This is a genomic window from Aquisalimonas sp. 2447 (assembly GCF_012044895.1).
GTDB lineage: Bacteria > Pseudomonadota > Gammaproteobacteria > Nitrococcales > Aquisalimonadaceae > Aquisalimonas.
The window spans coordinates 860,434-882,389 of the sequence record NZ_CP050695.1; the positions used below are offsets into that span (position 1 = coordinate 860,434).

The window sequence follows — 21,956 nt, forward strand, 5'->3', positions numbered from 1 at the left end:
CAGTAGAAGAGCGCGCTTCGACCCTGCTTCGGCGTTTCAGTGAAGTGCGGTTGCCTCGAGGCGCAGCCGCAGCGTTCCGGATTCATCCAGCATTTCCATGTGCCGCCCGATGATGCTGTATCTGCTCACCTCCTCGAGCGCCTTCAGGAATCGACTTGCCTGCTCCATGCCCTCGGCACAGGCCATGCGAGTCGTCGCGACCCTGGAGAGCTGGATCGATGCGCCCTTTCGTTCGTAGGCACCGCTAATGCGATTACAGCCGTCGGAACCGGCGAGCCGATTTCCCTCGTGGAACACCAGATGGGGCTCACGCTGATCCGGTGCGCGCTGCACGTGATCATCATCGAGGAACACTGCTCTCCAATACGTATTCTTGAGGTCGGCAAGTTTGACCGGCGGCGGGCATGTGAGCTCTGGCGAAACGTCGATGAACCGCTCGGGCACGAGCGTCAATACTGGGCCTGGCCCCTCCATCGGCATGCGCGACACGATTTGACCATCGAGGCTCACCCGCAACGCTTCCCCGGGCTCGTCACGCGCCGCAAGGTAGGCCTCCTCGAGGGCGCGGTTGTCGGCTTCCGTGGCTACCGGCAGTTCGAGACCGGTCAGGCATTCCTGGAAGCGTCCGGCCCCGGCCACATACCGGTACATACCCATGAGCAGCAACCGCGGCTCGAGCGGCTGGAATGCTGGCTGGCGCTCAAGGTTGTAGTTGAGTTCAGACTCGATGTGCCCCCCATCGCGGTCCAGTAGGCGCAGGGTGTCCGGCGCCGAGACGGCAAGGCGCAGCGGCGCCTCCCGGCCACCGTAGAGCGTGAGCTGATCACCGTCTGACGACAGCAGGTAACGCCCGATGTCGTCAGACGGGCTACCTGCACGATCCTGGTACGCCTGCCGCAGGAAGTACACGCCATCGTCCAGCAGATTCAGGTGGTAATCGATACCCGGGCAACTGGCACAGGGCAGCGTTCCCGTGAAGGTCGCCGGGAGCTCCCCAAGCGGGTGCGCGCGAGCACTGCCGACCCGGCGCATCCGCAGGGTGGCCGTCGACGGGAAGCCCCGGGTGATAACCTGGTGGACTTGGTCGGTGACGAATATTAGCTTGTCACCATCGTAAAGGCGCGCTGCCACACTGTAGGTATGCCGCGGGTCGATCTGCGCCGGGTCGTACTGGATCCGGAATGCGTAAGGCGGTTGTCCGGCGCTCTCCACGACCATCTTGCCCAGACGCTCGGCACCCCGGCCCGGCTGGCTGATGTCCTGGAGAACCACTTCCAGCCTGGCATTTGGCGGCGCAGCAATGCGCTCGACATAAAACGCGTTGCCGCTGACCTCGGCCATATCGGTCTGGCTGACCTTGGCTGCGCAGCCGGTCATCATCAATAACGTTAACAGGAAGGACATTTTCAACGGTTGTCGCATGGTCTTCTCTCGATTGAATTCAGCCTTTCTTTTCGCCTCGCGATTCCAGATCGACTGAACCCTTTGGCGGATAGTCCAGTTGGTCTCGTAATTCCTTGCGCGCTTTAACGCCGAGGTTCGGAAAAGGCAGTGCATCACCATCACGCAGCTCGCGAACGATTTGCTCGGCACGCTCAGTGCTTTCCTCATCAATCCCGCCGTCACGGGCTAGATAATTGACAACCGACGGGAAGGCAACCCCGGTTCCCGATTCTTCGACAATGTCGATCAGGCGCAGAAAAACATCTTCCTGAACGGCAAGGAATTCGTTCCAGTCATTGGTTTTGACATAGGCAAAGATTTCTATGTCAACCGAGTGTTCACCAAAACCAAGGAATCGAGCCCTTGACGGTTCAGGTGTAATCATCGGGTGCTTCAGAAGTAGAATGCGAATCTCGGTCAGTACCCAGCGTAACTGGTCAGGTGTTGTTTCGTAGCGCAGCCCAATCGTTTTGCGCAGGAGTATTCTGTCGCGCCTGGTCAGATTCTCGATATTAAGGTTGATGAATTCAGCATTTGGAATTGTGATGATGGTTCTATCCAGGGAACGCAACTTCACCGATCGCAAGCCGATGCCCTCGATAACGCCCAGATGCTCCCCTACTTGGCAAAAGTCTCCCGCCTCCACGGGTTTGTCAGCAAACAGTGTGAGGCCGCCAATCAGGTTTTCCAGAGTGCTGCGTGCTGCCAGAGCCACGGCCAGGCCGCCGATACCCAGCCCGGCAATCACGCCTTGATAGGGTATGGAAAGAACCTCGGCGAGGAATAGAATAGCGCCAATGATAACAGCCAGTTTGGCGATAGAAGTGGCCAAAGAGCGAAGAATTTGATCTTGCGTGGCGCGTAATTCAAGAAACTCATTGATCTTGTCTACAAAGTTATACGCGAGCCAGCCTCCAATAATCGATAGAATCACACTGAAGAAAACGCGCAAGGGTATATCGACCGATTGGGGGAGGCCCAGACTCTGGACTGCGAATAGCCCGATAGCTGCAACGAAGACCAGGCGTAATGGCCAGATAAAGCGGACGGCAGCAGAGAGGGAATGCTCGTCCTCATGCGTTTGTAGCCGGAGGACTTTGGCGGCACCCCAGGTGAGCACCCAACCCAGGGGAAGAGCCATGAGGAGCCATAGCGTCAAGGCGAGCCATTGCCAAAGCTCCACGCCTGCGCGCGTCTCTTGAAGCAGGTCTCGGTGGAGGCCGCGAACCTGATTACGCAATTGGAAAAAGGTTGTGGGTTGGTGGGCGCGCTCCTTATCGCCGAGCAGCGGCATATCCTCCAACGCCATGAACAGCTGGCGCGCGCTGTCCATGGTGTCGGCACTGAACTGCCATTGGACGGACCCGTCTTCCCGCTCAGACGGCACGATCTCCACAAGCCCGGTCGGGTGAAGAAAATGAACGTACCGCCCGCGCCGTTCCGGGTTATCCGGTATTTCCTGGCGTAACGGGCGTCCGATACGGTAAAGCACTTCAATGAGATACTCCCCGAGCAGGGCGCCTTCTTCGTTGCGTATCGCAGCCGGTATCCGGGACAGATCCATGGTTTCCAGAAACAGCTCGGTATTCTTTTTTTCAGCCTGGTCCCAGTACTCGATGAAGGTCCGCATTGTGGCTCGGGGCGAGCCGAGTTCACGATGGGCGCGTGAATGCGGGACCACCCCTCCGTGGATCGCCGTCAGTTCCTCCAATGATTCACGCATCTCGCCTTCCGGCGGGATCACCAGGCGCCATGCAGGCCCACTTCGTTCGTCGCCGGCATCCACGGCTCTAAAAGTCACCGGATAACTCAGGTTGCTACCCGCCTGAGTCAGTTCAACCGTGTAATCTGTCTCGCCAGTGATGTCCCCGATTGGGCGCAGTTCCCAGATGCGAAACGTCAGGCGGTCAACGATCTGGAAAAACAAGCGTGTCAGATCGATGCGTTGATAGGGCGTCAGCTCCTCCCCGTTGGCCGAAAAGTCCAGCAGGGGAAGGACAATGCCCAGCCGATCGCTTCGGCCTTCCCCCGCCTTGTTCCCGGCCCGAACAAAGGACTCCAGCGTTCGCTCCGGGCTTGACATGTCGAGTTCGCCAAAAAAGGCACTCGCCATATCGATCTGCGTGCGCGCACCGGTCCACCACTCTCCCGTGCCGAAGCGCCCCATGAACGTTTGTTGGTCCGGCGACATGACGAAGGTGAAAACCCCTTCGCCAGCGGCATCCATCCAGGTCCCGTTGAGCTGAGTGCCGTCGATGCGACCCTCGATAACACCCTCGAATCCGGGATAGGTTCCGACAACATCCTTGCCGTCCTGGTGTAGTTCCACCACCGCGCCGCCACCGCGCCACTGCGTGTCCCATACCCCCGTCCAGTCCTGCATCTCGTCCGCTGTTGCCGGAGACACCAGAGTTAGCAGGGCCATGAATGCAATCAGAATGTTTTTCATGGGTTATCGCGATTTGTGCAGGAGTTGCAACATGAAATACTGGATATCGGAGGCGCCTCCGTCCTCCAGCACTTCGTTCTGGTAGGTAACAATCGCCGCGCCGCCCGACCATGTTGGAAATCCCCCGCCTACTGCCAGGCGCAGGCTCCGCCGGGAGTCCTCAACCCGCTCGCCATCAATCGACGTCCGGCCACCGGCACTCGCTATCAGCCCGCCGCTGAGCCAGGCTGAGCCGGCGACATTGCGACTGTAGTGGGCCTCCAGGCCCCACATTGGCTGCTGGCGCAGTGTCCCGCCGCCGGCGATATCACTGTTGCTGGTGAATAGCCTCACGCTTGGATAGAAGTCCCACCAGGAATAGCCATCATTACGCGTGATGCTGTAGTTGAGGGTCGACTTCAATGCCCACCGGTTGGCGCCGATGTTGACGGGTGAATCCGAGTCATAGGCCCCGGTTGGTGTGGTGAGGGCGAAGTGCAGGCCCGCGTAATCCCCGGGCGTATGCTGGCGAAACCGCTCGCGTGGCAACGCGGGTGCGCCGAACAGGTTATAATCGAAGGTCAGGACGATGTCACCGCGGTCCTGCTCATCCACCAGGACTTGATCCGTGTCGGTTTCGTAGGACAGCAGCGAGGTCCAGGGCAGAGACACGCCGAAGCCACCGGTCCGCCCGTTGATCGAGGTGATGTAGCTATAACTCAGGCTCACGGTCTGGTTCCGAGATTGGATGGTGTCATCCCCGATCGCCGGATCTGCCCACGTCGCCGAGCGGACTCCGTTGAAGGTCATGGTGAAAAGATGCGTATCGACGGGTGTATTGATGTAGTAGCGCCCCACCTGTCCAATCGCCTGCGAGTGGGGTAGCAGCAGGAGAGGCATCGCAACGATTGTCAGGCGAAGAGGAGCAGGCCAAAACGCCATCTAACTACCCGGAACCAACATGGAAAAACCCAGGCGGACGGTCCACTTCGGCAGCCCCTGCTGGTCGCGGAGGTTGTGCTCCGGGTTGATCGACCACTTCACCGACTGGCCACCCAGACTCGTCACCTTGCTGAGTAGCAGACCGACGGGCAGATTCACGAAGGCACTGCGCTGCCAGTCATACGTCCATTGGGCATCCCCGGTGGCAACCGCCCAGCCATTGCCCAACTGATAGGCGATAACGGGTTGCAAGCTGCTGATGCCGATGTCATCCCCGAACAGGTTCTGGTTGAACAGGCCATAGGTCCAGCGTTCGTGCGAGGCGACGAACCCCGCTGCCGGCCCCAGCGCGAAGGTGTCCGAGTTGCCATCCTTGCCCGGAAAGAGCTGCGCGACCGGCCCTACGCCCCAGCGGCCCCATGGCTGATCGAAGACCGTCAGATTGAAGACCGTGACATCGGCAAGCCCATTGGTTGCTGGCCCACTGTTGGTGTAGTTAACCGTCGTGCGCAGAATATTGCTGGTATTCCACGCGCGGAATGGCAGGACCGTCTGGAACTGGCTGAGGTCCGCGTTAGCATCGCGTCCGTGAAACTCCGGGATCCTCGTATAGCGGAGGTTGAGCGACATCAGCGATGCCGTCGGGTCGGCCGCCTTCCTGGCCAGTTCCTCGGTATCGTCAGCAAAGCCAGCGGGGGCTGCGACCGCAATTGCGATCGCCAGCCCCCCCCTAGCAAGGCCCTGTCGAGAAGCGCTTTCGACGGGTCTCTTCATCCAATGACTCCTCCAGGTTCAAGCTCAGTCCCTGGACTCGCGTTCCCAGGGCTTCCAAGGCCCGTCCGGGTCTTCCGGCAGACTCCGCGAGATCGGCGGGCCAAGGGAGCCGTCTGAGCCATCGGGATAGGGATCGGTGAGCATGATCATCTCGGTGAAGCCCGTGGCCACGATCGGCCCGTCGGGTCCACCCTCCCGCAACTGGATCACCCCTTCGATGTACGGCCCACCAAAGCCCATTCCCTCCTGCTCAGGGAAAGTCGGCTCGTACCAGTACGTGCCGTGTGGTGTCTCGATCCGGCCATACCAGGGGTACTCTTTGCCCGACTTTTCCGACGTCCACATCCGCTCGGGGATCAGCTTGAAGGCCGGGCCGAAGTGATAGCTTCGCTCGAAGGTCTCACCATCCATGAACAGGTAGCGGTTTACCTCGTAATGCGGGTTCCGGAAATTAAGGCCCTCGTAGTACTGGCGGAACGTCATCAGGTCGCCATTATCGAAACGGAACCACGCCCAGAAATAGCGGTATTGCAGCGTGTTGCGGAAGTTGCCCCACTGATGCTCAAACCACCCGGTGCCTTCGAAGCGAACCGTGCGACCGCCCACTTCTATCTCGCCCGAAGTGGCCATGTTGGGCGCAGTGTAATAGTAGGTCAGGCCGTACATGGTCTCCGGGTTTTGCCGCTGTTGCGGATCGAACCCGATGCTTTCCAGCCCCCAGTAGGCCATGGGCACGTACCCCGGCGCTTCAAGCTCGGCTGTCATGTCAAGTTTGAAGGGTGCGTTCCACTCGTCCTCCTTGGTGTTATAGCCCGAAAACTGCCATGTCTCCGTCGCGTGGGTGTAAGCGGTCGTGAATCCGTTCTTGCCGTCGTCGATCTCGTAGCGGAAGTGGAAGTCCTCGGCGTCCGGCGCCGACCCCTCCGTGGTCATCGGTCCTGTGACGTAGAGAAGCGCGGTGTGGAACTCGCCGGTGTCGAGGTTGTGGAAGGCGAACAGGACGTTGTGCAGCGGGTGGCCGTCCTCTTCCATCCAGCCCTGGCTCAGCGGCACCCAGAACACGGATACGCGTTCGTCGGTCTCCACGTCGCGGCCGAGGACGGTGATGTAATGCCACTCGTTGAAGTCGTTCTTCTGGTAGAAATCACCGCCGTGCCAGGCATGATCCCGGGGCAACTGATAGAGAGCCTGGCCGGTTTCTGTCTCCACGCCTGGGCCTTCGAATGGCGGCGGCATTTCAGCGCTTGCGGTATATAGAACCCCCCCGAGCAGGAAAGCTGCCGCGGCCATGATTGTTTTTTGACTCATCATGCGTCCTCTTCGTTCTGGAACATCACTCGTACGATCTTCATGAAACCCAGCGGGCAAACCGGAATGACTCTCGCGCAGGCGTAGAACAGAACCGACGCGTCGCAACTTTTTTCAGGCTAGCCGGGAATCGGCGCCTGGCGTAGTCTAAAAAGTGCAGGATTCAGGGAGGCACTGATTTTCTCGTTGCTTGCCGTTCCGACAGCGGGCACGAGTTGCGATACTACGTCCTGGCACTAAGTCACACTGATGGATCATCTGTTGAGCGGCGACGAGAGAGAAACAGTGAGCAGCATCCGACGAACTCACTTCCAGTCTGTTGAGGAGTTCGAGGCGGCCTTGCGGTCGGTTTGGGACGTTGAGATTACCCAGGCCGAGGCTGGGCCGGGCGCCGCCACCTTATGGTCGACGACGACGGCGGGCTGTCTTGTTTACGGTGGCGCCGGAAACCGCGCAATGGTCTATTCGGGGCGGCGCTCCGAGGGCTATTGGACCTTGACACCGATTACACGTCTCTCTGCGTGTGGGCGTTATCGCGGACAAGTTCTAGAGGACGGAGATCTCTTGTTTCTCGACCCCGGCGGCGAGGTCTTTCAACAAACCCGCGAGGGCCACCGTCAGCACGCAATCTCGATCCCGGTGACCATGGCGGAACGGATTGTTGCTTCGGAACACGGCCTGCCCCCGGAATCCATAGTCCGGCAATGGTCTCGGAAAAAAGCACCGCGAGCGTCGGCGCGGCTTGAGCGCCTGCTGGTGCAGTTATTATCGGGGAAAATGTCAGCTTGCACCGGAACGCATTTTGACGAGCCGGAGCTGGTCGGGCAGGTGATTGCTGAGACGCTATCCGGAAGCGCGCCTCAAACCCTTCGTTCTTCACTTGCCAATCGACGCCGTATTGTCTCCCAGGCAGAGGAGCTGATTCGCACTCGCCTCAACCATCCCCCTAATGTCACCGAGCTCTGCGAGGCGACCTATGCCAGCCGTCGTCTATTGTTTAACGCATTCAATGAATTGTTGGGACGATCTCCGATCGCTCACATCAGGATCCTGCGGCTCCATGCCGCACGCCGCAGGATACGATCCGGTGCAAATGAAACGGGCATCCAGGAAATCGCTACGGAACTAGGTTTTTCGCATCCGGGACAATTCGCGATTGATTATTCGCGATGTTTCGGTGAATCGCCGAGCCACACACGCCGTTTCTGGCAGGGCATTTACTTTGCCAAAGAGTCGGTGCTGGCGAAGAAAACGGGATAAACATACCGCATCATTATTCCCTGGATGACTCTTTATGAAAGCAAGGTTGATCGCCGTGCTCTGCATGAGTTCGCTTCTCGCGGGCTGCAGTCCCGAAGAAGACGTTCCGGAAGTGACGCCGGTGGGAATTGGCGTCTACGAACTCACGGAGTCCGAGATCAGGCAGCAGTGGCACGTGGTTGGCCGCACCCAGGCTGTTGAGTCGGTGGCGATCCGGGCGCGCATTGAAGGTGAAGTGAACGAGGTGCTGTTTCAGCGTGGTGGTCGGGTCGATGCCGGTGAGGTTCTGTTCCGTCTCAACGATGACATGGCTCGGGAGCAGGTGCGGCGTGCAGAGGCACAAGTCAACTCTCGGCGCAGCGCCAACACGCTGGCCCAAAGCAACTTTCAACGGGGGCTTGAACTGCGCGCAGAAGGATATCTGTCGACCGCAGATCTCGATCGCCTAAGGAACGAAGCCGAACAGGCGGAATCGGCACTAGAGGATGCCGAAGCGGCACTCCGGCAGAGCCGGCTCAATCTGGACTACACAGTAATCCGAGCCCCAATCAGCGGGCGCGCCGGAGACACAAGGGTGACGCTGGGTGACCTCGTGAGCCCCGCGTCAGGGGTGCTGCTCGAGATCATTGACCCTGATCCCATCCGCGTCCAGTTCCAGCTTACCGATCGCGAGTTCTCGGAGTTGTCGCATATGCGGGATCAGGCTCAGAGGGCGATCGGGTTGGATGCTTTTGCGCTGCTGGACGGGCATCGACGGCATCCGTTTCCCGGCATCATCGAGTTTGTCGACATTGTCGTACAGGAGACAACGGGAACGGTCGCAGCCACGGCGAGCTTCGCGAATCCGGAGGAGACGCTGCTTCCGGGACAGTTCGTAACCCTTCTGATTGAGCGTTCCGACCCCGTTCCCGGTCTGCTGGTGCCCGAGCAGGCCGTGCAGCGTAATCAGCTTGGTCCGTTCGTCATGCGGGTTGGACCAGACGGCACGGTCAGTCAAAGACAACTCACCCTCGGCTCGCGCTACGGCTCTGCCTGGCAGGTCGAGGACGGATTGCAGGTCGGGGATCTGGTCGTGGTGGAAGGCCTGCAGAAAATCCGACCTGACATGCCAGCCCAGTTAAGTTATTACGACCGGGATCCGGAAACCGGACTTTTGGCGCCTCGGGAGATGATCCAGCCGTGAGCGCTTTCTTCCTCAACCGGCCAAAGTTCGCCTTTGTCCTGTCGATTCTCATCACATTGGCCGGAGTGCTTGCGCTGCAGGTCCTGCCGGTCAATATGTACCCCGATCTCGCCCCACCGCAGGTGCAGGTGCGTGCGGTTTATCCCGGGGCCAGCGCGGAGGTTGTCGCCGACGCTGTGGTACGGCCTATTGAACAGCGTCTCAATGGCGTCGAGGGCATGATTTACATCGAGTCCTCTGCGACCAGTGACGGTGCAGCCAGCATTACGGTCACGTTCGCCACCGGGACCGATTCGGACATGGCCCAGGTCAATGTGCAAAATCGCGTCAAGCTAGCCGAAAGCCAGTTGCCCGAGCCCGTGCGCCGTGAGGGTGTGGTGGTGCGCAAACAGGCCGGCAACATGCTGATGGGGATTAATCTGGTTTCCGAGCGCCCCGGTCTGGACGCTCTGTTTCTGAGTAACTACGCCAACACCAGTCTTCTGGAGAATATCGCCCGAGTGCCAGGTGTGGCCGAGGCCAGTGTGCTTGGCACCAGTGAGTACGCCATGCGTCTCTGGTTGGATCCGGGGCGCATGAACCAGCTTGGCGTCACCGTCGCCGACATCAACGCTGCGGTGCGAGAGCAGAACCAGATTGTTGCGGCAGGGGCGCTTGGCCAGGAGCCCGCGCCCCCGGGACAGATGTTCACGTTCAATATCCGCAGTGAAGGCCGTCTGAGCGAAGCCGGTGAATTCGGGCAGACGGTGCTGCGCGTCAGCCCCGAGGGTCGAGTCGTCCGACTCGGCGATGTTGCCAGGATCGAACTGGGGGCGCGATCCTACGCCGCGACGTCGCAGCTCAATGACCGGGATACCGCCTTTCTTGTCATTTACCAGCTTCCCGATGCCAACGCACTGGATGTCGCTGAACGCGTCCGCGACGAAATGACGGCCCTCGCGACGAATTTCCCGGATGGCCTGAGTTACCGGATTCTGTTCGACAGTACGCGGTTCATTGATGAATCCATCAACGAGGTAGTCAACACACTATTCGTGGCGGTGGTCCTGGTCGTGCTCGTGGTCTTTCTGTTCCTGCAGAGCCTGCGCGCGACGCTGATTCCGGCTGTCGCCATTCCGGTTTCGCTGATCGGCACCTTTGCCTTCATGGTTCTCATGGGGTACTCGATCAACCTGATCACCCTGTTCGGGCTGGTTCTGGCCATCGGCATTGTCGTGGATGACGCCATTGTGGTGATCGAGAATGTCGACCGCCTGATCAAGGAAAAGGGCCTCGACGTACGAGAAGCAGTAAGTCAGGCCATGCGCGAGATCAGCGCGCCGATCATTTCCACCACCCTGGTGCTGTTGGCCGTGTTCGTGCCGGTGGCCTTTCTGCCTGGCATCACCGGCGAGCTTTTCCGCCAGTTTGCGGTGACGATCTGCTTTGCAGTGCTGATTTCATCGGTTTGCGCTCTGACTCTGTCGCCGGCGCTCAGCTCGGTTTTGCTGCGCAAGGAAGCTGAGCCGTTGCGCCTGCTGAGCCCGGTGGAGTGGTTGCTTCAACGGTTGACTGCGGGCTACAGCTGGCTGATCGGCCGATTGCTCAAGCGCATGCTTGTCGTCGCCGGACTTTTTCTGGCTCTGCTCGGACTCCTGGGATACCTGGCGGCCACAACCCCGACCGGCTTTGTGCCAGAAGAGGATCAGGGGTTCCTGTTTGTCGATGTGCAGTTGCCGGATGCGGCGTCGGGCAGCCGAACCGCTGCGGTGATGGAACAGGTTGTTGATGAGGTGTTGCAGGATCCTGCGGTTAGCGACTTCATCAGCGTTAGCGGTTTCTCGCTGCTCAGTGGCAGTGGCTCGAACATGGGCTTTGGTGTGGTAGTGCTGAAGGACTGGTCTGAGCGCGAATCGGCATCCCTACAACCCGCCGCGGTCGTTCCACGACTCAATGCCCGACTATGGGCCATTCCGGCAGCTCGCGTCATGGCTTTCAACGTGCCTGCCATTCCAGGTCTGGGGGTGACGGCCGGGTTTGATCTCAGGTTGCTGGATTCTGCTGGCGTGCCGCCGGAAGATTTGGCGGCGACGGCTGATAACCTCGTATTCCAGGCCAACCAGCGCGAAGAGATGGTCGGCGTGCGACACAACCTTCGCGCCAATGTCCCCATGTTCGATCTGGAGGTCGACCGCGACAAGGCGCAGTTGCTCGGCGTTGATTTCGGCGATGTCTTTCTGACCTTGCAGGCACAGCTCGGCGGCCTTTATGTCAATGATTTCAATCAGTTCGGCCGAACCTACAGGGTCATGCTCGGATCGGAAGGCGCCTACCGTTCCCGACCAGAGGATTTGCGCCATTTCGAGGTTCGCAATAACCGCGGCGAGATGGTGCCCATTGCCGGGATCGCCCGTCTTGAGCCCTCTCAGGGCGCAACGCGTATCGAAGGGTTCAATTTGAATCGCAGCGTCACGATCAATGGTGAGCCTGCTCCTGGCCTCTCAACCATGGAAAGCGTCGGGGTAATGGAAGAGCTGCTGACGGAACTGCCGGATGGCTACACGTTTGCCTGGGCTGGCCAGACCTTGCAGGAGCTGGAAGCCGGGAATCTGATCGTTGTCCTCTTTTTGCTGGCCATCGTTGCCGTTTACCTGTTCCTGGTGGCCCTGTATGAAAGCTGGACCTTGCCACTTGCGGTCCTACTATCGGTTCCGCTGACTTTCCTGGGCTCCTTCCTGGCTTTTCGCGCTACCGGACAGGCGCTGGACATTTATGCCCAGATCGGACTGGTGCTCCTGGTCGCGATGTCGGCCAAGACGGCCATCCTGATTGTGGAGTTCGCAGCCCAGTTGCGACGCGAGGGCAGGCCCATCCGTACGGCGGCTGCCGACGCCGCGGTGCAACGGTTTCGTGCGGTGCTGATGACCGGGCTCTCGTTCATGCTCGGCGTTGTGCCACTGGTTATGGCCAGCGGGGCCGGCGCCGCCAGTCGGATCAGTCTCGGTATCACCGTGCTTTCCGGGACCACGGCTACGGTCATTCTCGTAACGCTGATGACGCCGGCCTTCTACGTCATGATCCAGAGCATGCGTGAGCGTTTATCCGGCCCCGCGGAGGGGCTTCCGGCGGAGCCCGAGCAATCGGTAGACGGGCAATCCGGGCAGCCGGTATGAGTCACCCGTTGCGACTCCTGTTTCTTGGCTTGCGCTCGGCGTCCCGCGACCGATATGTTCGGGGGCTGCTGGCCCTTGCCTTCACGATCATTGGCCTTGCCGCGTTGTTCTACGCAATTGTCGAAGACTGGCCCTATCTGGATGCCCTCTATTTTTCAGTCATGACCATTGCAACGGTTGGTTATGGTGATCTGGCGCCAGTGACAACCATCGGGCGTCTTTTTACTATTGCGTACGTGCTTGTAGGGCTGGGGATTTTCATTGCCGCCGCCAGTGCTTTAGCAGCCGCGATTCTTTCGCAAAGTGATGTGGAGCCTCAGGATCAGGACCGCGAGTGACATGCCGCCATCACAGTGGCAGGGTCAGACCCGCTAGGTTCAAGGGGTTGCGGTAGGCAACCTGTTCCCCTTGACTGGAATACGCACCGGCATCGTCTCTCGCGCCGTACGGGATCGAGGCTGTTCACCCGGACACGTTTGTGGAGCAACAGATCGATCTTCACGAGGGCGCGGTATAACCACGCCCAAACGACGCCGCGCTGCGCTCCGCAACCCTCCGAAATCCGTTGACGAATACCTCGGGACGCTCGCCGCCCAGGGGTTTGTCGTCACAGCCGACAGACTGCGCCAGTTCGCAGACGTCCTCTCACCTAAACCCACTTTGCCGCCAAAGGACGCTGACCGACCCGAAGCGGCCGGTCAGCCAATGCACGGGAAAGTCAACTTTCGGCGCAAACGAAATTGCCTAACAGTCTGCCGGAGTTGACCCGCTTGAGCGGCGCAGAGTCGTGTGCGGGGCGCGTGTCCGAGCTATCTTAAAGATGAGGTCCTAGACCGAGCGACGTTGCCTCACTTTGTACCGTCAAGCTCGTATCATCCGCCAGGCTGAAACGCGTCTGAGCCGTATCCTGTTGATCTGGGTTAAGGCGCCCGGCGGCCGGCGCCCGGATAATGACAGTGCGACGTCTGGGAACTCTCCAGAGTCGCTTTATGGAGTTACTCCGATGCCTAAATCATGGCGTCGGAGTGCCGACGACACCGCGGGAAGTCCATCAGGCAGAGGACCATGCCCGTCCAAGCAGGAGAACTGCAATGACCAGTACGTACACAAAGGCTAAACCGCGCACACGGCGCCAATTGCTGCCGATGCTTGCCATGCTGTTCGCGGCTTTGCTGTTCGCGGGGGTTGCCCAGGCTGGCAGCCACGGTGACGAGCAGCCGGAGATGGCAAAGGTAACGCCCAGCCCGATGTCCTTCCCGGACACCGTCGAGGCCTTCGAGGCGCAGGCGAAAGAAGCGGGCTGGAGCGTACTGAACAAGAACTATATGTCGGGTGTCCTGTCCGAGCGGGGTTTCACACTAGACCCCGTGGTAATCATCGACGTCTGTAGCGGGGAATACAGCGCCCGCATCCTTGAGGAAGACGAGTTTCGTCCGGTCTCGGCGTTCATGCCCTGTCGTGTGAGCATATACCAGGATAGCCAGGGGGATGTCTTCATCTCGCGGATGAATGTCTCGGCCTTCCTGCCGATGATGCCGGATGAGGTTGCGGAGGTGATGGAGCTTTCCAGCAATGAGGTCGAGGCCATCATCGAGCAAACTGTAGCGGAGTAAACTGCTGAAAAGCAGTTGGCGCAGGCCTGCGCTAATGCGTGCAGTGCAGTAGAAAAACCGATCTGCAGGTTACTGCCCATAATGTAGGACCCTGAGTGGTCACTGGTAACGACGAGTTCCGTTAACCGCTCAGGGTCGCTGCTGGCCTTCGAAGGCGGGGAAAGGAGGATGAATCACAGCCGAGTACCTCCGGGGAACCCGGTACGGTTCAGTTCAGACTGCCCAGCCGACTCAACGGTCATGTATCGAACGGCGACGCATACTTTAAGGGCACATGAACCGCTGACAATCTCGCGTTTATCGAATTCGTGGAGTGGTAAAGCATGATAGCAAACGGTCTGCATGCACTTGCCTTTGGTATCGGTACTGGTCTGCTGATCACAGTAGGAGCGGTTACCGCGTCGGTAGCAGAGGCGCCGGGCTCGGAGGGGGGCAAGGGGGCGGCCGCGGACACCTTCGCAGCCCTGGGGGCACTCACCGTAAAAGGGCGGCTCATGCGCGAAAGTGAGCTTGGGCATGAGGCTTATCGTCCAGACCTCGCCGGCGATCCCATGGGCGCCGTGGGACGCGCCTGGCTTGACCTGTTGCAGTACGCGGATGACAACCATCTCGACGAAGGTGAACTCAGGAATATCGACCAACCGAACCAGCCTGCGAACATGCGCGTGCATGCCGAGGCGGCTTACCTGTATCACATGCATCACAGCGCCGGACGCTTCGAGCGCCATGGATTGTTCGAGGCGTTAACGCATGAACCGTCCCCTTTCCTGAGTCAACTCGGACAGCACCTCCTTGATGAGCGTTACAGCGACGGCGTGTTCCATCAACCCGGGCAGGCCAAGCAGGCGCCGGACGCCCCGACGATGGCTCAGGGGCTGGATGCCTTCCATGCGACAGCGTACGCCTGGGTGCGTTGGCATAAGCCGGGCGGTGAATCCGATATGGGTCAGCTTGACGAAGCCACTATGGAAGCCTGGATGGGTCATGAACGAGACGAATTGCTGTCGGTTGCACGCGTTGTCGCGGAAACGCTTGAAGAACACTGGGACGAGCACGTCGGCGTATATCGCTTTGGTGAGGATGGTGCGACTTGGGCGATTGATGATCTCGGTGCATTAATACGCGGCCACAAGGGGATCTACGAAATTCTCTATGTCTTCGGTCAGGCGGATGACAAGCAAACGGCTGCTGGTCTCTTTGATCGTGCTATGAGTATGAGTGAGGCGCTTCTGGGAGAAGAGGGACCTGCGACGCCATGGGGCTTGCCGGCAGAGGTTCGTTTCGAAGAGGAAGCTGCCGTGGCCGCCACCGACGTCATCGATGTGGCTGCGCAGTGGCGTCTTGTGCATCAGATAACTGGTGGCTTCTCCATTCTGCGAGAGCGCGAGGGGACGAGCAGTTTCCTCGATGAGCGTGCTCCGGATCTGACGGCAAATGTCGGCAAAGGCATCGACAAGTTGCTGGTTAGTGCACTAGACCACCAGATTGTCGATGGATTCGTAGTGGCAAAGTTAGACGCTGACGATGGCTCAGTGCTTGACGACCGAACAACGACACAGGCCGTTAGCGCCTTCATCAGGGGCGTTGGAAACGGTTATCGGATAGGGACTGCTTTCGATCGACCAGGTTCATGGGATGAAGACAAGGAGCTCGCCGAGCGCAGCGAGCGACTTTACGACAGGTTTTTGGAACATGGTCGACTGCTTACCAACGAATTGCTGAGATAGCGGAGTCTCTGCCTACTTGGGCGAGTACTGTTACCTCGTGCCAACGATAGTGGAGGCTTCGCAACGTAGGTTGAGGCGAGAATTGGCTGATCTACTGGCATTTGAGACGTCTCCATCCAATCTGGATAGAGAAGGTCTTTTGAGGCAATTTCTTTGATAACTGACGCTGCCGTTCATTCGCTAACAGGCCGTCGGGGGAACCCGGTACGGTTCAGTTTCGCTGCGAGGCGTGGCGACAGAGCAAGCGGGCGCAGGGGGGGCTGGACCAAGCTTGACGGACGCCCCGCATCCTGAAACCGTCAACCCAGGAGCGTCGCTGAAGACGCCAACGTCCTGCGGACAAGCCGATGTCCCGTTCAGCTCATTCAGCGCTCGCCCCAAAGTCCTGCTCGCTTCTGGTCGCCTGGGTACTCCTCATCGGTACGCCGGGTGTCTCCCTGGCGGATCCGGACCATTGGGTCATCGACGAGGATCATTTCAGCGTCACGTTCATGGTATCCCACGCCGGGTTCGCGCAGCAGTTCGGCATGTTTCTCGAAGCAGAAGGGGCGTTTTACTACGACGAACAGGCGGATGAGCTGCACTCCGGCGAGGTCACGATTCGCAGCGACAGCGTCTTCACCGATCACGAGGAGCGGGACGGCCACGTGCGAAACGAGGACTTCCTGCATGTGGACGCGTACCCGGAAATGCACTTCCGGGCCACGGAGTACGATGCCGCGGGGGGTGTGCTCCGGGGTGAGTTCACGCTGCTGGGTACAACCCGGGAGATTGAACTGGACGTGAGCATCAATCGCATTGATGAATCCCCGTTCGACAGCGGGGGGTTGTTTTCGGACCCGCCGCGGGTTCTGGGTGCCTCGTTGCGGGGCACGATTCACCGAAGCGAGTACGGCATGACCTATGCGCTGGAGGATGAGCTGGTTGGTGACGAGGTGCAGATCATGCTGGAGTTCGAAGCCCACCGGCAGGACTGAAGGCTGCAGCTGGCTCTCAGCGTTGGCGCAGGACCGTCACGTGCGAGACGGTTTCGACGGACGATAGCCATCGGAGTTGAGAGGACCTCTCGCGTGAGCAGCAACGTTCTGGAGCCGCTGGGCAACAGCACCTTTCGCCGGTTGTATGCGGCGCAAGTCCTCGCGCTGTTCGGTACGGGATTGACCACGGTAGCCCTCGCGCTGCTCGCCTATGATCTGGCGGGTGGAAAGGCGGGCACCGTCCTGGCGACCGCCCTGACCATCAAGATGCTGACCTATGTGGTCATCGGTCCTGTCGCCGGGGCCCTGACGAGCCATGTCCCGAGAAAACCACTGCTTGTGACGCTGACGCTGGTACGGGCCGGGATCATCATCCTCCTTCCTTTTGTCACCGCCGTCTGGCAGATCTATCTCCTGGTGTTCACCCTGCAGGCAGCATCGGCGCTCTTCACACCCACGTTCCAGGCGACCATTCCGGATATCGTTCGCGACGAGAAGGCCTATACCAAGGCCTTGTCCCTTTCGCGGCTCGCCTATGACCTAGAGAACCTGCTCAGTCCTGCGCTCGCCGCTGCTCTGCTGCTCGTGGCCACCTTTCACTGGCTCTTTCTCGGAACCGTGATCGGGTTCGTCACGGCAGCCCTGCTGATTGCGCTGACCCGCGTGCCCGACGCTGTCACCGAGCAAGCGGACACGGGCATTCGGCGCCGCTCCATGCTGGGCCTGAGAATCTTCGCCCGTACGCCGAGGTTGCGTGGGTTGCTGGCGCTGAACATGGCCGTTGCCGCAGGTGGTGCGATGGCGCTCGTAAATACGGTGGTCTACGTGCGTGACCGCCTGGGCCTCGGCGAGACCGAGGTGGCGCTGGCCATGACGGCGCTCGGGGCAGGCAGCATGATCGTCGCTCTTACGCTTCCGGGGTTACTGCAGCACGTCCGCGAGCGGCCGACCATGATTGCCGGTGCCATCCTCATCAGCGGGGCCCTCGTTGCCGGTCTGGTTAGCCCCGGATTCCATCTCCTGTTGGGCCTATGGTTTCTGCTCGGGGTGGGCTCGTCACTGATCCTGACACCGACTGGCCGGCTGTTGCGGCGCTCTGCCAGAGACGATGACCGCCCGACGGTATTCGCGGCACAGTTCTCGCTGTCGCACGCGTGCTGGCTCGTCACCTACCCGCTCGCCGGTTGGCTGGGGTTTTACCTGGGTCTGAACGCCGTCTTCGCCGTGTTGTCGGTGTTCGCTGCTGTAGCCGCGATGGTTGCATGGCGTCTTTGGCCCCGCGAGGACCCGGTGGAGATCGAGCATTTTCATGATGATCTCCGGGCCGACCACCCGCACGTTGCTGACGCCGTGGCGGACGGGCACGGATTCCGCCACACGCATCCGTTCGCCATCGACGAATTGCACTGTCGTTGGCCTCTCGGCTGGAGTGGCCGCGTGGGAGAAACCAACGGGAACAACCATTGACGCGCCTGAGGGGTTAAAGAAGGATGGCATGACCGCAAAGCGCAGGTCGTGGATACAAGCTCGGGCGCTACTCCGTTCTGATGTCTGGCGGGTTCAGTGCTGGCCCTACCCTTGGTGGGGCGCAAGTTAATGAAAGCAGACCCTCGCAGAAATTCGGCGGCTGGCGGCTCAGGGTCGGACAGCGCCCCTCCGTGGACGCGGTCCGATGAGTCATCCCGCTAGACTTCAGTTTGCTCCGACATCTCGAGGGCGTCGTCCACCTCGATCCCGAGGTACCGGACGGTGCTTTCGAGTTTGGTATGGCCAAGAAGGAGCTGCACGGCGCGTAGATTCCGAGTGCGCCGGTACACCAGGGTCGCCTTGGTTCGGCGAAGTGAATGGGTGCCGTACTCGGCGGGATCGAGCCCGAGTTGGGTGACCCAGGATTTTACGATTCTTGCGTACTGCCGAGTGGAGATGTGCGGGGAACCGTGGATGCGGCTCGGGAACAGGTAATCGCTGGATTGCAATCCGGCCGCGTCGATCCATTCCTCGACAGCTCGTCGGGTATTGGGCGTGAGTTCGAACTGGACAGGTCGCCCCGTCTTTTGCTGGATGACAGCGGCTCGCTTAACTGCTTTCGCGCCATGCATGACATCTCGGACCTGGAGGCTGACGAGATCACAGCCTCGGAGCTTGCTGTCTATCGCGAGGTTAAACAGAGCAAGCTGCCGTGTGTTCTTGTCGAGCTGGAGTCGGATGCGGATTCCCCAGACTTCAGGGAGTTTCAGCGGTGGCTTCGGCCCGATCAGGTGGCCTTTGTTCCAAGGGGCGCGTTCGGTTGCCTGCTGGCGGGACGGGTTGGCGGTGGTCATGGCTCTGTATCTCCGCAGAGGGTGGGATGTTAAGCATCGACCATGACGGGCTCGCCCGCTCTCTTGACTTCTGGCGCTGCAGGCGGTGTTTCGTTTGTTGCGTGTGTCGATTATTGCGATTAGTATCGGATGAGCACACACGCACTCCGGAGTACCCAATGCAGACACCCAGTGGCGACAACCAGCTCCCCGATCATGAGGCTGCTGCCCTGGCCCGCGCCAGCGCGACGGAGCTGAGCAGACTGCTGGCTCAGCAGCCGGACTCCGACCGGGCCCGGGTTCAGCTCGACGGCACCGATCTGGTGCTACCGCGCCAGGCGCTCGCGCTGCTGCGTGACCTGCTTGGCGAGATGGCCCAGGGCAATGCGGTGACGATCGTGCCGACACATGCAGAACTCACGACGCAAGAAGCGGCAGACATCCTCAATGTCTCCCGGCCGCATCTCGTCAAACTTCTCGAGCGGGGCGAGCTTCCTTTCTCGAAGGTAGGTACCCATCGCCGGATTCGATACCAAGATCTGCTGGCGTACAAGGCTGAACGTGACCGCACCAGCCAGGAGGCTCTGGATGCACTGACCGAGCAGGCGCAGGACCTGGACATGGGGTACTGACGTGCGCTTCGTGGTGGTGTTTGATGCATGCGTGCTGTACCCGGCACCCATGAGGGATTTCCTGATCCGGCTGGCAACCGCCGGGCTGTTCGCAGCCAAATGGACCGACCGGATTCATGACGAGTGGACACGAAGCCTGTTAGCAACGCGTCCTGATTTGGCTGACGCGCTCAAGAGAACACGCTCGCTGATGGATCAAGCGGTCCCCGACTGCCTTGTGGAAGGCTATGAGCCGTTGATCGAGGGACTATCGTTGCCGGACCCCGATGACCGACACGTTCTTGCTGCCGCAATCCGTGCCGGTGCGCAGACAATCGTGACCATCAACCTGAGAGACTTTCCGGCACCGTCGCTCGCGCCCTACGGCATTGAGGCCGTTCACCCGGATAGTTTCGTGGAACAGCAGCTCGATCTGCATGAGGGGGCGGTTGTGACGACCGCGAAACGCCACCGGGCTGCGCTCCGCAACCCTCCGAAATCTGTCGATGCCTACCTCGAGACGCTCGCAGCTCAGGGGCTTGTTGTCACCGCAGACAGGCTACGGGAATTCGCAGACGTGCTCTGACCAAACGCGATCCCGTGACCAAGGGACGCTGTCCGACCCTGAGCTGACGGTGGCTCGTCACAAACGGAAGTCCGCTTTCGGTAAGGCGCGACACACACACACACACCAACGAGCCTCTGGGAAAGCCGGTACGGTTCACTGTCATCGATCGATGTATGCTTGAAAAGCATGAAATCAGAGAGCAAAAGAAGAGGGCACCAACTATATGCCGCGCTCAAGGAAGTCGGCCCATCGGCGCAACGTCACCGAAAGCCGCAAGTATCCCATGAACGCCATGTCCGGGTTGGAGGCCCGTGCCTCACTGAAGAGTCTCGGTACCCGCCCACGAAGTTCTGCTACCTGCGTATAGAGATCACGCACGTATCCCTGACCGTTCGGCGCGCAGCGGGCCCCCAGAACAAGATCATCTTCTCTGGCGAACTGACGCTCGACGATACGCTCGAGCTGATTCAATCCGTCATTCCACTCAGATGTTCCCGGCCGCGAGCCAAGCTGCAGATCAAGCAACCTGATAATACGACACCGCTCCAAGCGCATCTTGTCCGTTAGATCCGCCATAGACGCCTCGTCGTCGGTTGTCGGAGCGGCCCAGACGGTTGCAAGACGAATGTGGGCGTGCCTTTGGCCTGCGGCTCCTGTCAACGGAACTGTGCATCCATGGTTCGATCCTGCGCAATCTGTTTCTCGTACTTGTCACCGATGGCGAGGAGCTCGTCCTTCGTGACGATGTTCTCGCCCCGGTTCTCCATGTGGTACTCATAAATCCGCGTCTCGACGATGGAGTCCACCGGGCAGGACTCTTCGCAGAACCCGCAGTAGATACACTTGAACAGGTCGATGTCGTACCGGGTGGTGCGGCGCGTACCATCCTCGCGCTGTTCGGAATCGATGGTGATTGCCAGTGCCGGGCAGACGGCCTCGCAGAGCTTGCAGGCGATGCAGCGCTCTTCGCCATTCGGGTAGCGGCGCAGCGCGTGCAGCCCGCGGAAACGGGGCGAAACGGGCGCCTTCTCTTCCGGGTACTGAATGGTGAGTTTGCGCGCAAACAAGTTGCGCCCGGTGAGTTTCAGCCCCAGGAGCAGTTCCCAGAGCAAGAATGTACGGAAGAAGTCGCGTACTGCAGTCATGGGTACACCCATTCGTTTCCAAAGTGAGCACTGAGGCGCGCCCGCCCTATCGAGCGATGGTATTGGTGCGGTGGATCTTGTTCTGCAACTGCACAATGCCGTAGAGCAGCGCCTCCGCCGTGGGCGGACAGCCCGGCACATAGATATCCACCGGCACGATGCGATCGCATCCCCGGGTCACCGCATAGGAATAGTGGTAGTAGCCGCCGCCGTTGGCGCAGGAGCCCATGGAGATCACCCATTTCGGATCCGCCATCTGGTCGTAGACCTTGCGCAGCGCCGGCGCCATCTTGTTGCACAGGGTGCCGGCGACAATCATCACGTCTGACTGGCGGGGACTGGGGCGGAAGATCACGCCCAGCCGGTCCATGTCATAACGGGCGGCACCGCAGTGCATCATCTCCACGGCGCAGCAGGCCAGGCCGAAGGTCATGGGCCACATGGAGCCGGTGCGGGCCCAGTTGATGAGCTTGTCCGCCGAGGTGGTGACGTAGCCCTTCTCGAGAACGCCTTCTACTCCCATGT

Annotated in this window: 19 protein-coding genes; 10 read left to right on the top strand and 9 right to left on the bottom strand. The window is 60.0% G+C overall.

Annotation, left to right across the window (positions count from 1 at the left end; all coding sequences use genetic code 11):
* Positions 1–36 precede the first annotated feature (36 nt).
* From KU884_RS03970 to KU884_RS03985, 5 genes are all read right to left on the bottom strand, one after another.
* Positions 37–1,557, bottom strand: a complete 1,521-nt coding sequence (locus KU884_RS03970; RefSeq protein WP_254432239.1) for a YbaY family lipoprotein — start codon at positions 1,555–1,557, stop codon at positions 37–39.
* The gene (locus tag KU884_RS18865) at positions 1,442–3,892 is read right to left on the bottom strand and encodes a mechanosensitive ion channel family protein (protein WP_254432164.1); all 2,451 of its coding nucleotides are present in this window, start codon (positions 3,890–3,892) and stop codon (positions 1,442–1,444) included. Before KU884_RS18865 ends, KU884_RS03970 begins: the two co-directional genes overlap by 116 nt.
* Positions 3,893–3,895: 3 nt before the next feature.
* Entirely contained in the window at positions 3,896–4,729 is an 834-nt protein-coding gene (locus KU884_RS03975) for a transporter (RefSeq protein ID WP_167781401.1), read from the bottom strand.
* An 84-nt stretch (positions 4,730–4,813) separates the two neighbouring features.
* A complete protein-coding gene (locus KU884_RS03980; protein WP_167781402.1) occupies positions 4,814–5,587 on the bottom strand; it encodes a hypothetical protein in 774 nt (257 codons plus the stop codon).
* Positions 5,588–5,611: 24 nt separating this feature from the next.
* Positions 5,612–6,796, bottom strand: coding sequence for a lipocalin family protein (locus tag KU884_RS03985; RefSeq protein WP_167781403.1), 1,185 nt, complete (start codon positions 6,794–6,796; stop codon positions 5,612–5,614).
* A gap of 348 nt (positions 6,797–7,144) precedes the next feature.
* On the opposite strand from KU884_RS03985, the gene KU884_RS03990 reads away from it, so the two are divergent.
* From KU884_RS03990 to KU884_RS04025, 8 genes are all read left to right on the top strand, one after another.
* Positions 7,145–8,155 (top strand): helix-turn-helix domain-containing protein, encoded by a 1,011-nt coding sequence (locus KU884_RS03990; protein WP_167781404.1) that lies wholly within the window; start codon positions 7,145–7,147, stop codon positions 8,153–8,155.
* Positions 8,156–8,189: 34 nt separating this feature from the next.
* Positions 8,190–9,338 carry an efflux RND transporter periplasmic adaptor subunit gene (locus KU884_RS03995; RefSeq protein ID WP_167781405.1) on the top strand — a complete coding sequence of 383 codons (1,149 nt, stop codon included), beginning with the start codon at positions 8,190–8,192 and terminating at the stop codon, positions 9,336–9,338.
* Positions 9,335–12,490 (top strand): efflux RND transporter permease subunit, encoded by a 3,156-nt coding sequence (locus tag KU884_RS04000; RefSeq protein ID WP_167781406.1) that lies wholly within the window; start codon positions 9,335–9,337, stop codon positions 12,488–12,490. Before KU884_RS03995 ends, KU884_RS04000 begins: the two co-directional genes overlap by 4 nt.
* Positions 12,487–12,828 carry a potassium channel family protein gene (locus KU884_RS04005; RefSeq protein ID WP_167781407.1) on the top strand — a complete coding sequence of 114 codons (342 nt, stop codon included), beginning with the start codon at positions 12,487–12,489 and terminating at the stop codon, positions 12,826–12,828. Before KU884_RS04000 ends, KU884_RS04005 begins: the two co-directional genes overlap by 4 nt.
* A gap of 753 nt (positions 12,829–13,581) precedes the next feature.
* The gene (locus tag KU884_RS04010; RefSeq protein ID WP_167781408.1) at positions 13,582–14,103 is read left to right on the top strand and encodes a DUF302 domain-containing protein; all 522 of its coding nucleotides are present in this window, start codon (positions 13,582–13,584) and stop codon (positions 14,101–14,103) included.
* Positions 14,104–14,426: 323 nt separating this feature from the next.
* A complete protein-coding gene (locus KU884_RS04015) occupies positions 14,427–15,830 on the top strand; it encodes a hypothetical protein (protein WP_174813712.1) in 1,404 nt (467 codons plus the stop codon).
* A 347-nt stretch (positions 15,831–16,177) separates the two neighbouring features.
* Positions 16,178–16,807 carry a YceI family protein gene (locus KU884_RS04020; protein ID WP_167781409.1) on the top strand — a complete coding sequence of 210 codons (630 nt, stop codon included), beginning with the start codon at positions 16,178–16,180 and terminating at the stop codon, positions 16,805–16,807.
* A 93-nt stretch (positions 16,808–16,900) separates the two neighbouring features.
* Complete coding sequence (locus KU884_RS04025) at positions 16,901–18,274, top strand: MFS transporter (RefSeq protein WP_167781410.1); 1,374 nt, start codon at positions 16,901–16,903, stop codon at positions 18,272–18,274.
* 218 nt (positions 18,275–18,492) lie between these two features.
* Here the strand turns inward: KU884_RS04025 and KU884_RS04030 are convergent, their stop codons facing one another.
* Positions 18,493–19,128, bottom strand: a complete 636-nt coding sequence (locus tag KU884_RS04030) for a tyrosine-type recombinase/integrase (RefSeq protein WP_167781411.1) — start codon at positions 19,126–19,128, stop codon at positions 18,493–18,495.
* 158 nt (positions 19,129–19,286) lie between these two features.
* Here KU884_RS04030 and KU884_RS04035 point away from each other — a divergent pair, with 158 nt between their 5' ends.
* Both KU884_RS04035 and KU884_RS04040 read left to right on the top strand, forming a co-directional pair.
* Entirely contained in the window at positions 19,287–19,739 is a 453-nt protein-coding gene (locus KU884_RS04035) for a helix-turn-helix domain-containing protein (protein ID WP_167781412.1), read from the top strand.
* Positions 19,740–19,788: 49 nt separating this feature from the next.
* Positions 19,789–20,304 carry a PIN domain-containing protein gene (locus tag KU884_RS04040; protein WP_167784109.1) on the top strand — a complete coding sequence of 172 codons (516 nt, stop codon included), beginning with the start codon at positions 19,789–19,791 and terminating at the stop codon, positions 20,302–20,304.
* Positions 20,305–20,505: 201 nt separating this feature from the next.
* On the opposite strand, the gene KU884_RS04045 is transcribed toward KU884_RS04040, so the two are convergent.
* The 3 genes from KU884_RS04045 to KU884_RS04055 form a co-directional block, all read right to left on the bottom strand.
* Entirely contained in the window at positions 20,506–20,862 is a 357-nt protein-coding gene (locus KU884_RS04045) for a hypothetical protein (protein WP_167781413.1), read from the bottom strand.
* 80 nt (positions 20,863–20,942) lie between these two features.
* Positions 20,943–21,431, bottom strand: coding sequence for an NADH-quinone oxidoreductase subunit NuoI (gene nuoI / locus KU884_RS04050; RefSeq protein WP_167781414.1), 489 nt, complete (start codon positions 21,429–21,431; stop codon positions 20,943–20,945).
* Between the two features lie 46 nt (positions 21,432–21,477).
* The gene (locus KU884_RS04055; RefSeq protein WP_167781220.1) at positions 21,478–21,954 is read right to left on the bottom strand and encodes an NADH-quinone oxidoreductase subunit B family protein; all 477 of its coding nucleotides are present in this window, start codon (positions 21,952–21,954) and stop codon (positions 21,478–21,480) included.
* Between the last annotated feature and the right edge of the window lie 2 nt (positions 21,955–21,956).

Excerpts from the sequence above, each read along its gene's own strand:
- KU884_RS04010 (WP_167781408.1), top strand. The coding sequence starts at position 13,582 with ATGACCAGTACGTACACAAAGGCTAAACCGCGCACACGGCGCCAATTG.
- KU884_RS04015 (WP_174813712.1), top strand. The coding sequence starts at position 14,427 with ATGATAGCAAACGGTCTGCATGCACTTGCCTTTGGTATCGGTACTGGT.
- KU884_RS04055 (WP_167781220.1), bottom strand. The coding sequence starts at position 21,954 with ATGGGAGTAGAAGGCGTTCTCGAGAAGGGCTACGTCACCACCTCGGCG.
- nuoI (WP_167781414.1), bottom strand. The coding sequence starts at position 21,431 with ATGACTGCAGTACGCGACTTCTTCCGTACATTCTTGCTCTGGGAACTG.
- KU884_RS03995 (WP_167781405.1), top strand. The coding sequence starts at position 8,190 with ATGAAAGCAAGGTTGATCGCCGTGCTCTGCATGAGTTCGCTTCTCGCG.
- KU884_RS04020 (WP_167781409.1), top strand. The coding sequence starts at position 16,178 with ATGTCCCGTTCAGCTCATTCAGCGCTCGCCCCAAAGTCCTGCTCGCTT.
- KU884_RS03980 (WP_167781402.1), bottom strand. The coding sequence starts at position 5,587 with ATGAAGAGACCCGTCGAAAGCGCTTCTCGACAGGGCCTTGCTAGGGGG.
- KU884_RS03990 (WP_167781404.1), top strand. The coding sequence starts at position 7,145 with ATGGATCATCTGTTGAGCGGCGACGAGAGAGAAACAGTGAGCAGCATC.
- KU884_RS04045 (WP_167781413.1), bottom strand. The coding sequence starts at position 20,862 with ATGGCGGATCTAACGGACAAGATGCGCTTGGAGCGGTGTCGTATTATC.
- KU884_RS04035 (WP_167781412.1), top strand. The coding sequence starts at position 19,287 with ATGCAGACACCCAGTGGCGACAACCAGCTCCCCGATCATGAGGCTGCT.
- KU884_RS03970 (WP_254432239.1), bottom strand. The coding sequence starts at position 1,557 with ATGCACTGCCTTTTCCGAACCTCGGCGTTAAAGCGCGCAAGGAATTAC.
- KU884_RS04005 (WP_167781407.1), top strand. The coding sequence starts at position 12,487 with ATGAGTCACCCGTTGCGACTCCTGTTTCTTGGCTTGCGCTCGGCGTCC.
- KU884_RS04040 (WP_167784109.1), top strand. The coding sequence starts at position 19,789 with ATGAGGGATTTCCTGATCCGGCTGGCAACCGCCGGGCTGTTCGCAGCC.
- KU884_RS18865 (WP_254432164.1), bottom strand. The coding sequence starts at position 3,892 with ATGAAAAACATTCTGATTGCATTCATGGCCCTGCTAACTCTGGTGTCT.
- KU884_RS04030 (WP_167781411.1), bottom strand. The coding sequence starts at position 19,128 with ATGACCACCGCCAACCCGTCCCGCCAGCAGGCAACCGAACGCGCCCCT.